This is a genomic window from Pseudazoarcus pumilus (assembly GCF_002872475.1).
GTDB lineage: Bacteria > Pseudomonadota > Gammaproteobacteria > Burkholderiales > Rhodocyclaceae > Pseudazoarcus > Pseudazoarcus pumilus.
Genome location: NZ_CP025682.1, coordinates 1,365,048 through 1,376,585, shown reverse-complemented (window position 1 = coordinate 1,376,585; position 11,538 = coordinate 1,365,048). Strand labels below are relative to the sequence as shown.

The 11,538-nt window shown below is 59.1% G+C and carries 9 protein-coding genes and 1 tRNA gene; 5 read left to right on the top strand and 5 right to left on the bottom strand.

What is annotated here, in order from left to right:
• Positions 1-7 precede the first annotated feature (7 nt).
• Positions 8-1,123, top strand: coding sequence for a hypothetical protein (locus C0099_RS06635; protein WP_102246710.1), 1,116 nt, complete (start codon positions 8-10; stop codon positions 1,121-1,123).
• Positions 1,124-1,455: 332 nt separating this feature from the next.
• Here C0099_RS06635 and C0099_RS06630 read toward each other — a convergent pair whose 3' ends face one another.
• The gene (locus C0099_RS06630) at positions 1,456-2,406 is read right to left on the bottom strand and encodes a DUF2971 domain-containing protein (protein ID WP_102246709.1); all 951 of its coding nucleotides are present in this window, start codon (positions 2,404-2,406) and stop codon (positions 1,456-1,458) included.
• Positions 2,407-2,425: 19 nt separating this feature from the next.
• On the bottom strand, positions 2,426-3,037 hold the full coding sequence (locus C0099_RS06625; RefSeq protein ID WP_102246708.1) for a recombinase family protein: 612 nt from the start codon (positions 3,035-3,037) through the stop codon (positions 2,426-2,428).
• 603 nt (positions 3,038-3,640) lie between these two features.
• On the opposite strand from C0099_RS06625, the gene C0099_RS06615 reads away from it, so the two are divergent.
• Complete coding sequence (locus C0099_RS06615; RefSeq protein WP_102246706.1) at positions 3,641-4,267, top strand: hypothetical protein; 627 nt, start codon at positions 3,641-3,643, stop codon at positions 4,265-4,267.
• Positions 4,268-4,708: 441 nt separating this feature from the next.
• Here C0099_RS06615 and C0099_RS06610 read toward each other — a convergent pair whose 3' ends face one another.
• Positions 4,709-5,062 carry a DUF6471 domain-containing protein gene (locus tag C0099_RS06610; RefSeq protein ID WP_102246705.1) on the bottom strand — a complete coding sequence of 118 codons (354 nt, stop codon included), beginning with the start codon at positions 5,060-5,062 and terminating at the stop codon, positions 4,709-4,711.
• A 113-nt stretch (positions 5,063-5,175) separates the two neighbouring features.
• Here C0099_RS06610 and C0099_RS06605 point away from each other — a divergent pair, with 113 nt between their 5' ends.
• From C0099_RS06605 to C0099_RS06595, 3 genes are read left to right on the top strand one after another with little or no spacing between them, the layout of a single operon-like run.
• Positions 5,176-7,878, top strand: a complete 2,703-nt coding sequence (locus tag C0099_RS06605) for a Mu transposase C-terminal domain-containing protein (RefSeq protein WP_228151686.1) — start codon at positions 5,176-5,178, stop codon at positions 7,876-7,878.
• Between the two features lie 13 nt (positions 7,879-7,891).
• Entirely contained in the window at positions 7,892-8,899 is a 1,008-nt protein-coding gene (locus C0099_RS06600) for an ATP-binding protein (RefSeq protein WP_199797661.1), read from the top strand.
• Positions 8,899-10,176: a TniQ family protein gene (locus tag C0099_RS06595; protein ID WP_102246703.1), complete on the top strand. Its 1,278-nt coding sequence runs from the start codon at positions 8,899-8,901 to the stop codon at positions 10,174-10,176. The genes C0099_RS06600 and C0099_RS06595 overlap by 1 nt, the downstream gene beginning before the upstream one ends.
• 226 nt (positions 10,177-10,402) lie before the next feature.
• Here the strand turns inward: C0099_RS06595 and C0099_RS06590 are convergent.
• Both C0099_RS06590 and C0099_RS06585 read right to left on the bottom strand, forming a co-directional pair.
• Positions 10,403-10,478, bottom strand: a tRNA-Ala gene (locus C0099_RS06590).
• A 51-nt stretch (positions 10,479-10,529) separates the two neighbouring features.
• Positions 10,530-11,513 carry an L-threonylcarbamoyladenylate synthase gene (locus C0099_RS06585; RefSeq protein WP_102246702.1) on the bottom strand — a complete coding sequence of 328 codons (984 nt, stop codon included), beginning with the start codon at positions 11,511-11,513 and terminating at the stop codon, positions 10,530-10,532.
• Between the last annotated feature and the right edge of the window lie 25 nt (positions 11,514-11,538).

Genomic DNA, 11,538 nt, shown 5'->3' with positions numbered 1-11,538 from the left:
CCCAACGATGAGCCGCATTCACACCCTCAATGCCCGTGGAAACCTGCTATTGGCATCAATCAGGGAGCACTGCAAATGGACGGACACAAAGACCTTTGTTGAAATTCAGCGGATTCATCACAACTTCTTAGATATCCTCAGAACCAAGGGCATCAACTACGACGAGCTGAGAAATTCACTGATCCCGCAGACTGGGAAGCACGAGGCTGCATTTATGTTTGATGAGCACCGTTGCAACCCCAATCGGATTGCTGGTGTCGACGCGGCCGATGCGGTCTTCAAGCTTCTTCCCACTGACACTAGTCATAGCATTCTTGGCGGTGAGTTAGTCGGGGATGACCATGACCAGTTCGCACGCAAGCTGCTCAAGGAGAAGTCCATCATCGTCAAAGACTTGGACTTCCAGCATCCAACCTTCTGCTTTGTCGTCTATGTCAACAACCTATCCGCAGCAGCTCTGAAAAGTATGCATGGCGGCTTAAATAACCACCCGGGCTACCTTGGATATGTGCCCTGCACGTATGCCAGCCTGACCAAGACATTTGTGACCATGTACTTGATGAATTTCGGTATCAGGCACAAGAACACTATGATCCTCGGGCACGAAGATGACCGGCCGAACACCCAGAACTGGAATCTACACTTACATGACTACGCTGCCTTGGGACTAAAAATACGCAGTATTCAAGACATGTATTTCAGCCTTTTTCTGTCATACAAACCCGAGCAGATGCTGTTGCAGGAGGCCGATGATGATCTTGAGATAGCCGTTCGTGCGATGTCTAAAGAGGTGGCCGACTTCAGCGACTTCATCGTCTACATCGAGGATTCAAAGTTTAAGTATCTGACCACGGCAAAGAATGGCAAGCTGGCTTTGGCCGGCCTGAACACCTCGACCAAGCCAGAGCTGGAGGAAGCCATCAAGTCCAAGATGAGGTCGAGCTACCTCTACAGCTTGGAGTGGCGCGACGTTCCCGCAACTGATTCATCGGCTGGCTACAAAGGGAGCTTCTTCAACATCATGCTGGAGTTCCCCCGAAAAGTTGGGGATCCTGAACGGGTGACGGTTTCGCTTGAATACCAGCCAACCATTAAGACCCTCCGTGTCGTGACCATGACCTAGGGGGGCCTGCTACCGGTTTCGTTGACACCTTGTTAAGGTGCTAAACGGAACAGGCGTATTAATTGGCGGCCTACCTAGCCAGATGTGGTGATCCAAGAAACGTCACCCAAGCCGAATTGGCCTACCCATCCGATCCCGTATACGCTTCCCTTCCACCTGCCGAGGCAGAAGGCCCATGGCGTGTTGATCCCCGCAACGAGGTGCGTTTTTTAACTCTGGCTCATGGAAGTGATGACGCGGCTCGCAAGGTCAGGGAATTCGTAAGGATCATCGCAGTACAGACTGCCCCGCCTCACGGGTAGAACCCAGGATGTCGTTGATAGTAATGACGGTCACTCAGTGATATCGTCGAATGCTGCCAAGATGTCATCGACGTCTCGCCCTCGCATCGGGTAGTGTCTCGCCAATTCCTCAATGTCCATCTCAACGCGCCTCAGATCAAACGCGTCGCCGACCTCACACATTTCGAAGAAATCGATTGGGCGAGCACGTGTCGCGAAGGCACTGACCAGCGCGTGCCGTACGGCGTCGGGACAACGTATTCCGAACGTTATGTCAGCCAACTCAAGGACTGATCGCTGATTTCCTTTTTCCCCCAGTAGCCGCCATTCCTGCTCGTAGCGCCAACAACGCGCCTTCACACCGAAGACAGTCTCCCTGAGTTCCCGCTGTGCAACCTCACACCCAAACACCGCACGCTTTACCAAACTCGCCGGAACCAAACGGGGTTTCGTGTACGAAACCTTCAAGAGCGCCCGACACACTTCTGGAGGGACTTCATAGCCAACACAGATACCCTGATGTTCCCCGCCGTAATGGCTCCACATCAGGGGGCAATCGTTTTTCTTAGACAATGAAACGACACCATGTCGATGCAACGCCAAGACTTCTCTGAGCAACAAGTCGCGCAGGGAGCGCAGATACGCATGGGTTCCGACGTCGGGGAGATCAGGATCGGTCGCGAGATACTGAAGCTCCTTCAATCTCAAGTCGGCACTCGCCGCCGAAAGTGCTTGGCGAGCGATGTGTTCAGCAGTCTTGGGGCCACGGTATTTGAGCCGACTCGCTGCGGCCGTCAGTTCATCCTCATGCCGCTTCCTTGCCATAAGAGCGAGTAGATTCTCAATTTCCTCACTCGGCAAATCGATTTCGATCAGCGGATTGGTATCCAGTGGATCATTGAACGCAAGCGGGTCTGAGTAGCGAAGCTCATCGCAGACTAGTACATTGATGGTTCGCAGATCAACCTGTCGATACTTGTAGAGGCGCGGCGGCACTCGCATGTCTTACTCCTGATCGGACTTAGCTGCAGCTTTCGCTTAACGCTACCACCTTCGCCGCCTGATACGCCCTCTTTACGGACGCTGTAGAAATACCGAAGTGTTCCGCAGCCTCCTTTATGCTGGCGGCGTTCTCCTGCCTCCACTGCACCACGGCCTCATCATTGATGATCTTCTGCCGGCCCAAGTTCTTCCCCTCGGCCTTCGCTCGCTCGATCACGGCCATCTGACGGACCTTCAGGGTCTCCCGCTCGAGCTTCGCCACCGCCGCCAGTATGGTCAGCGTGAATTCACCGGCGGGCGTAGCCAGGTCGAATCCCTCACGCATGAACACCACAGACACACCCTTAGCCTTGAGAGCTTCCACCGTGGTCAGGACATCGATGGTGTTTCGCCCGAGCCTGTCGATAGCCCCGACCACGACAGCACGGAGGAACAGAAGGGAAGCCATAGCAGGACGCTGGGAGGCTGGTACTGCACCGGATACGCCTTCCTCTACGAAGCACCTCGCGACGCTGTAGCGTGCCTCGATTGCTCTGCGCTGGTTGTCCGCACTCTGGTCGTCGCTGCTGACGCGAAGAAGTACGCGATGGTTGCTGACATAGTCAGATTTTCCTTGATCAACATGGCTCACTAACTGTGGCTCACATCGTAGAGGACGTAAGAATCTGGATTACGCATATTCGATCCACGTTGATGGACCCCGCCGAAGGATAGTTCACAGGGACTACCTTCCATGCCTACCTGTTGAACCACGTAACACAGTCTGAAAAGCGCTTCCCATAAGTCGTCTCGTAAGGCTGTAGCAACTTTGCAGCACGCTTATCCCCCGATAGATAGTCATTAACGTACAGCTGCCCACCAGGACCAAGGCTCCTCGTCATCTCAAAGCAGACCGCCTGCTCACGCTCAACTTTCCAGTGATAACTCACCGCACCCCCGATGACCAAGGCTGCAATCACGACGCCTACGGTGAGCGGCTGAACGTTATTCATAGCCATAGTTTCTCCAGTTGATGTGGTTGCGCCCCCCGGCTTAGAGGGCTGACGGTCGTGCATTACGTATGGATGGCCGTTCGAAAATCTAGGGTGGAAATTTTCCAGTGAGATCTTGGGTCTTGCCTGTTGCCCGACGAGACACCTCAACTTCCCTCATCCGGTTTATCCTAACTGGTCGCCACTAATCGCCACTGGGCGGCTTTGGACGCACACGTCTGACTGAAGACGACGGAGGAACTATGAGAATACTGTTTCGACCACTTCGACTCGTCAAATTGGGGATCTTTGCCGCGCTCCTATCGGGTTGTGTCTCACTAGCGGACATCAATGCCGGCTTTCAACGCATCGACCGCCAGTGGCAGCTTGAGTATCAAAAGACCGAGGACGCTTACCGCTATCGCGTCGTCGAAGCGCCGTACTCCGTAGTGTTTGAACAGGTAAAGAAGTCCTTTCTTGACCTGTCGATGCCCACCCAATTGGACAATATCAGCAAGGGGGTAATCGTCGCTGAAAACGCTGCCCCGCATCCGCTCACAAAGGACGAGTGGAAAGCGGTCGTTAAAGAGGAAAATCCTCGAATCAAGGAGCTGGGTGGGTGGATGTTCAGGATGGAAGATGATGCGAAGGACTACATTGTCACCGTCGCTGCAACCCTCGTCCCTGTTGGGGAAACGACCGTGATTCGCCTCGACTACAAGCTTGACAATCCGAAGTATAGAAGCATGGGGATCATCCCATCCGAGCATGCGCCGCCACTGGCCGTTCAGCTTGGTTCCGCCAAGTTTTGGGCCGCGTTACAACATCGCCTGAACTCGGTAAGTCTGCCGACACCGAGGCGACGCGGAGCGGACGAGCAAATGGTATAGCGGAACGTATCCCAGTGGCCTGCTGCTGGTTACCGAAACCCTTGCTTCGGTGTAATTCGCACATCTCGTGCCTACCGGCGGGCTCATTACAATCTGTAGGCACCTTCCCCACGCCCGTGCGGCTCACGGACTGTCTTCCCACGCCCGTGGGAGTGACACTGATTAGCAGAACAACGTATGCCCCGCTATGTTGCGTCGGGCACAAGCACTCCTTGTCCTTGTGCCGTTTTATCACCTATGGTTGACGCGTGTCCGCGAGGACCACGGACAGCACGCAACGATCTGCGTTGGAGTTGAAAAACTCCAGGCGCCCCTTTTGTGAACAGGTCACAAAAGGGGCGCCTGACGATGCAAACCCGTGTAATTACTGGCTTTCAGCCAGATATCTCACATCAAAAGCCACTTTGCGCAAGCCTTCAAACTTGGGCATGCGATCCGGTCTCACCTGACCTCCCCCGAGACGACATCCCCCGAGACATTCTTTGGCTCCCGCCTTCTCGTCTTCACCAGAGCGAGCTCGCTCCCCATGGCCGCAAAACACGCCAACAAAAAGCCTGCGCTGAACGTGCCGCGGTTAGTTCGCCGGTTCAGCGCGGCGGCACTGCGTCGCACCCCGATCTTCGCCAGTGCGTCCGACAGTTCCTCGTAACCCCAACCCAAACGGTCCATTTCCCGCTTGATGAACAGCCCGGCGGTCCAGCCCCAGTGCTCGTTCGCGTCCGTTTCGCTACGCGTGCTGCGCTCATCGATGCTCAGCGAAATCGGCCTGCCTCGCTTGCCCAATTGCTTCTCCATCGCGCCACCTGCGTGGCGCCTCGATCCGAATTAGAGTCAATTTTGACACAGGAGTCCGAGTCGACAGCGCGCTCTTCTTATACACAGACCCAATCACATCAAGTGTGAAGAAGATGCTCGCAGCACCTGAACGCATGCGCCTGCTCGACCGACTCGGCCTGCCAGTCGCCGGACTGAAACTGATCACGGACGCCGTCCGCCTGGCCCCTGTTCGCCCCGTCGCGTCCAAGGGCGGCGGCAACGTCATCACGACGTATCAGAGCCGCAAGATGCAGCGGCCCATCGATACCGAGAGCCGGCATATCGAGTTTCCGGCCGCCGTACGCCTGGAGCACGACCCCGATGTGCTTGAGTACTACCCGCAGCCTTTCCGTGTGCGCATGGAGTGCATCGACTCGGACGGTGAGATTCATCAGATAGACCATACCCCGGACTTCTTGGTCATCCAGGAACGCGAGATCTGGGTTGAGGAATGGAAGCCGCACAGCAAACTCGTACGGCTTGCCCAGCGCTACCCCTGGCGATACCAGATCGATCCGGAAGGCCGCTGCCGTGCGCCGCTCATTGAACAGTGGTTCGCCGAGCGCGGACTGGGCTACCGAATCTTGAGCAATGCAGACATCCCGCAGCGACGGATCGAGAACATTCTGTTTCTCGAGGACTATCTGCACCCGGCCGCCCCTGCCTGCCCCATCGATGTGGAGCTCGCTGTTCGAAAGTCGCTAGCTGAACAGGCAACGATGTACCTTGCCGAACTGCATGAGTTGCTCGATTGCCGTCCGGACGATCTTTTCAAACTGATTGCCGACGGATTGCTGGTCGCTGAAATCGATACCCAAGCGCTCAATGAGCCCACCCGCTGCCGCGTGTTTCGCGACACCGCCGTGCGCGAGTTCGAGCTTCAGCGTACCGCCCAAAAGCCGTTCGAGCTGGCCGGATCTTTCGTCCTGAAGCCTGGCGCGCAGATCACCTACGACCACCAACCATACAATGTAGTCATGACTGGCGCGTCCCACGCGGTGCTCGAAGGGCCCGACGGGCACCCTATTGACGTACCCATTGAAACGTTGGTCAAGCTCGCTGCACGCAGCGACGTATCCGCGCTTGAGCCCATCCCTGGCACAGAGCGTAGAAGCTTGTACGACTTCAGTGAGAAGCAACTACGTGATGGCCTCAAGCGCGCCCAGGCGCTTGAGGTCGCCACGGAGCTCACCCGTACTCAGCGTCGGCATCTGGGCAAAGTACTGCGCGCTCGTATCGAGGGGGTGGATGAGCGGATTGCACTGATTCCGCGCACCCACGACCGCGGCAATCGCACCTCCCGCCTGACCGACGAACAAGAGGCCGCCATCGAGCAGGTACTCCGTGAAGAGCACCTGACAAGCCGCGCGCCCAATGCCAAGCACTGCCACAACAAACTTCAGGCGCTCTGCGCCCAGCGCGGCATCAAGGCACCCAGCTATCCGACGCTGATTGCTCGCATCAAGGCGTTGTCGCAGCAACGATCCGATGCGGCCCGGCACGGCTCGCGCAGGACTTACCAGAACGCCGAATTCGTCGACGTGCTGCATGTCGACACGCCGGTGCACGGCACCCGTCCATTTCAGTACGTGCACATGGACCACACGCAGATCGATATCGAGCTGGTGTGCTCTCGCACTGGCGTGTCGCTTGGTCGACCGTGGCTGTCATTTGCTATCGACGCTTTCACCAGACGCATCCTGGGCGTCTATCTGTCGTACGACAGCCCTTCCTACCGCTCGAACATGATGCTGCTGCGCGACATCGTTCGGCGCCATCAGCGTCTTCCACAGTTCATCGTGGTCGATAACGGCGCGGATTTTCGTTCCGAGAACTTCGGGCTTTTCGCCGAGCTGATGGGCATCTACGTCCGCTACCGACCTGCGGGGCAACCGCGCATGGGGTCGGTGATGGAGCGCGTGTTCGGAACAGCGAATTCGGTCTACGTGCACAACCTCGCTGGTAACACCAAGGCGCTGAGGAACGTCCGGACCACCACCGGCAAGTTTCTGCCCTCGCGGCTGGCAGAGTGGGATCTGAACGCGCTCTACTTGGGCATCGAGTACTGGGCGTTCGAACACTACGACACGACCAAGCACGCAACCCTTGGCGTAAGTCCTCGAGACGCGTTCGAGCGCAGCATGAAGCTGTCCGGCCAGCGCGAACATCGAATCGTAACGCTCACCCAGGACTTCCTGATACTGAGTTGCCCGCTCGTGAGCCGCGGCGGCACGCGCAAGGTCGACCGCCAACGCGGCATCAAGCTCAACAACAACTTCTACTTCTGGTGCCCGGAATTCAGGGATACCAAGCTCCATGGCGTGAAAGTCCCGGTGCGGTACGACCCGTGGGACTGCTCCAAGGTATTCGTGCAGGTCACCAACCGCTGGGTCGCCGCGCACTGCCGCGCTCTGGCGAGCCTGCGCGGTTTGACCGAAAAGGAGCGCGAGCTGATCTCGAACGAAATGCTCGCCATGCGGCGAGTTCGCGAGAACGAGGAAATCACCGCACAGCGCCTCGTCGAGTTCATGCGCACCTTCACGCCCGCAGGCGCCGTCGCGCTGGCACTTGAGCGTCAGCAGGCAAACCGCGACCTCTATCAAGACATCGGAATCGGCGCGGTGGCCGTCCGCGACGCACTACCACCGATTGAAATCAGGCCATCAGACCCTGCGCCCAGTGCGCATCCCGAGGACAACCAAGCGGCAATGACGCCCGCTACGAACGCTCTGCCCCACTCGCCCGATAAGGGCGATGCGGCAGGTTGCGACATACCGGACTTTGACACTTTCTGAAATCGGAGAAGCAATGACGCACCCTGAACACGGCGCAGCCCTGACCACCGCCTGCATCCCTCGCATCAAGCACCCCTTTATCGGTAACGCCATCGATGAAGTCATGCTGATGCTCGACGCCCGAAACGACGCCAACATCCTCGTGCTATGTGGACCTACAGGAGTCGGCAAGACGACTTTGGGCGAGTACCTCATCGAAGCCGAACTCGACCATCAGTCCGACGCGATGCAAAACAACCCTGGCCTGATCCCGGCGATCCGCATCGAAGCGCCGGCCTCAGGCGAGCGAGACTTCTCATGGCGTCTTTTCTACCAGAGCATCCTGGAGTCGCTCGAAGGCGATCTCAACGTGCCCCGCACTTCATACGGCGTGAATCCGGAAACTGGCCGCGTCAGCCGGTCGCTCGGCCCGCACCAGAACCGGCTCTCGGACTTGCGAACCGCGGTGGAGCGTTCTCTGCGTAACCGCGGCACCCGCTTCGTGGTGATCGACGAGGCTGCACACATCATGATGCAGTGCAGGCCGCAGGATCTGGTGAAGCACATCAACACGCTCAAGTCGTTGTCGAACAAGTGCGGTACGCAGTGGATCCTGCTCGGCTCCTACGATCTGCTTGAGACTGTGTCGCTCTCTGCGCAGCTCTCGCGCCGCATCCACGTGATTCACTTCGGCCGCTATCGGCAGGACGTCCCGGCCGACGTTCGTGCCTTCCGGGGTTGTCTGAACAAACTCGCTGGCTACTTCCCGTACCTGAAAGATGTCGATCTGCTGCGCTACGCGGACGAACTGCAGGTGAACACGCTCGGGTGCGTGGGTACCTTGCGCTCGATTCTGGGCCGTCTGAATCTGCTGGTCGGCAAATACAGCTGGTCGGAAGAGATGCTGCGTCGCGCGCTGCTCGCTGACGCACAGGTGACACAGATCACGCGTGAGATTCTCGAGGGTGAGTCGCGCATTGCGCCCGGCCTTGAGCGGCACCTGCTTCGTCCCGCTGCATCCGAGAAGCGGAGGGTCGTCTGATGCATCGCACACCGAATCCGCGCACGACACTTCACGCACTGCCCCCAATCGGCATCGGCACGCCCGAAGTCGAGAGCCTGACGAGCTACATCGCACGCTTGGCACACTCTCACAGCATGACGGCACAGAAGCTGACTGACTGGGTGCTGGACCACTTCGGCGAGGAGGTCTGCGCCAAGTACGCATGGCACCAGCGAAGTCTCTCCGGCGCGTCCGACCAGAGCGAGCTGTGGGCATCCAGGCTCGCGGAGCTTACCGGCGTCGAGAATCTCGACCGTCTGACCCTGAGCCCTTGGCAGCACCTGGTCGGCACTCCGGGCCTTGCACCGAAATCGGATCGATGGTGCCCCTGCTGCCTAGCAGAAGATCGCGAAGAGGGACGGGAGCCTTATCTGAGGCTCGCATGGGATGTCGCCCCTGTAACGGTGTGCTCGAAACACAGGGTAGAACTGGTCTCGACCTGCCCGCACTGCGAACGCTCGAATGTGCGCAATCGCGCAAGCATCGTTGTCCCAGGCTACTGCACGCATTGCGGGGGGTTTCTCGGAGATGCGCAAGCGGAAGACGCTACTCCGGAGCGCCTATGGATCGCCCGCACTGTTGGACAGATGCTGGCGAAGGCTCCGCAGGTCAGCGAAGAAGGTCGCCTGCCGCTGATCGAAACCGTAATCGAGCGCATGGCCTGCGGCAGGATGACGCAGTTTGCTTCACGCTACGGCTTCTCGAAGAGCGGTGTCTCACACTGGCTCAACAACGGTGGACTGCCCAACCTCAAAGCCTGGCTGACGATTGGCCTGCATGGCGGTATCGGTCTGGACCGTCTGTTTGCGGGTGAAGTCGAAGACTGGGTCATGCCCATCGACCCGCCCCAACTGTCTATCGACCTTGGCAGCAGCCCGCGCGCGGGGATTGTTTCTCGCGAGCTCGACTGGGAGGCAATTCGCGCCGAGCTGCGCAAGATGCTGCTCACGCTCACGCCAATCTCGATTTCTGAAGCGGCCCAACAACTCGGAGTGGGACGCAAGCACCTATATCTGCGTGCAAACGCCGAGGCACGGGCTCTTGCCGAGCGGCACAGTCGTTACCGGGCTGCTCAGGGAGAACAGAGTCGGCAGAAATTGCAGGCACGTATCGCGGAGATACTCGACGAACGGTTATCCGATGGGTACGCAGGCATCAGCGCGAGAGATGTGTGGGAGGCGCTAGACGAAGACACGCGTAAGGCTCCCCATGTCTTCAGCCACATCAGCGAAATCATGCGCAGCCACCTCACCTGATCCGCAGCTTCACCAGCAACAAAAACGGGACCCGAAGGTCCCGTTTTTTTACTGCCTGAATTTTGTCAGCAGGAAAAACTCCCCAGCTGACAAGCAAAACCCCAAACCCTAGCATGCCAAACACGATAAAACATAATGTGTCCTATCGTGAAATCAAGCATAAACAAGGCATTTGGCCACTTTATGCTTTACGGCACACCTTTTCAGGTCGGGCTTTTCACGAGTCTGGTGGACCGAAAGGGGATCGAACCCTCGACCTCCGCATTGCGAACGCGGCGCTCTCCCAGCTGAGCTATCGGCCCGTGAAGCCGCGCATTATAGCCACGCGCCTCGCCTTTGTGAAGCGCGGGATTTCAGGTTTCGTCGCCCTCACCCGAGCCGGTCTGCGCACGACCGAGGCGATCGGCCACGGCCTGCCATTCGATGGTACCGGGCGGCGCCTCGACGACGATCAGATCCGCACCGAGCGCGTCGAGCTCGCGCAGGGCGACGTACAGATCGTGGGCATAGTCGACCGGGTCCGACGGCGCGGTGCGCCAGTGGAACACGTCCTGCGGGGCGGCTGTGCGGGCGAGCACGGCGACGCGCCCTGCGCGACAGACTTCGTGCGCCAAGCGCTCGGGGGCAACGAGAATCAGCGGGGTACGCGGAGCGTAGTGCGCGGCGAGCGCGCCGGATACGCGCGGGGTGTCGCCCAGCGCTTCGTCGCGCGTGAGCGGTTGGCGGCCGATGACGGCTGCGATGGCCTCCGAAGAGATCGCACCGGGACGCATCAGCACGGGCGTATCGCGCGACAGGTCCACGATGGTCGACTCGATGCCCACCTCGCAGGCACCGCCATCGAGCACGATGGACACCTGTTCGCCCAGCTCTTCGACGACGTGACGGGCGGTGGTGGGGCTGATGCGGCCGAAACGGTTGGCACTGGGCGCGGCGATGCCCGAATCGAACACCGCGAGCAGCGCCAGTGCGACCGGGTGGCCCGGCACGCGTACGCCAACCGTGTCCTGCCCGCCGGTAACGGCATCGGGCACGTCCTCGGCGCGACGCAAGATCATCGTCAGCGGGCCCGGCCAGAAGGCGCGGGCGAGCGCCACGGCCTCCTTCGGAATGCTGCTCGCCCATTGCGGCAGATGCTCGGCCGAGGGCAGGTGCACGATCAGCGGGTGGTCCGCCGGTCGCCCCTTTGCGGCGAAGACGCGACGCACCGCGTCGGCGTCAAGCGCATCGGCAGCCAGGCCATAGACGGTTTCGGTGGGCATGCCGACGAGTGCGCCGGCGCGCAGCGCATCGGCCGCGCGGGCGATGTTCTCGGGTGTCGGCGCGAGGATGCTCACGTCGCGATGCGTTCCAGATCGGTGT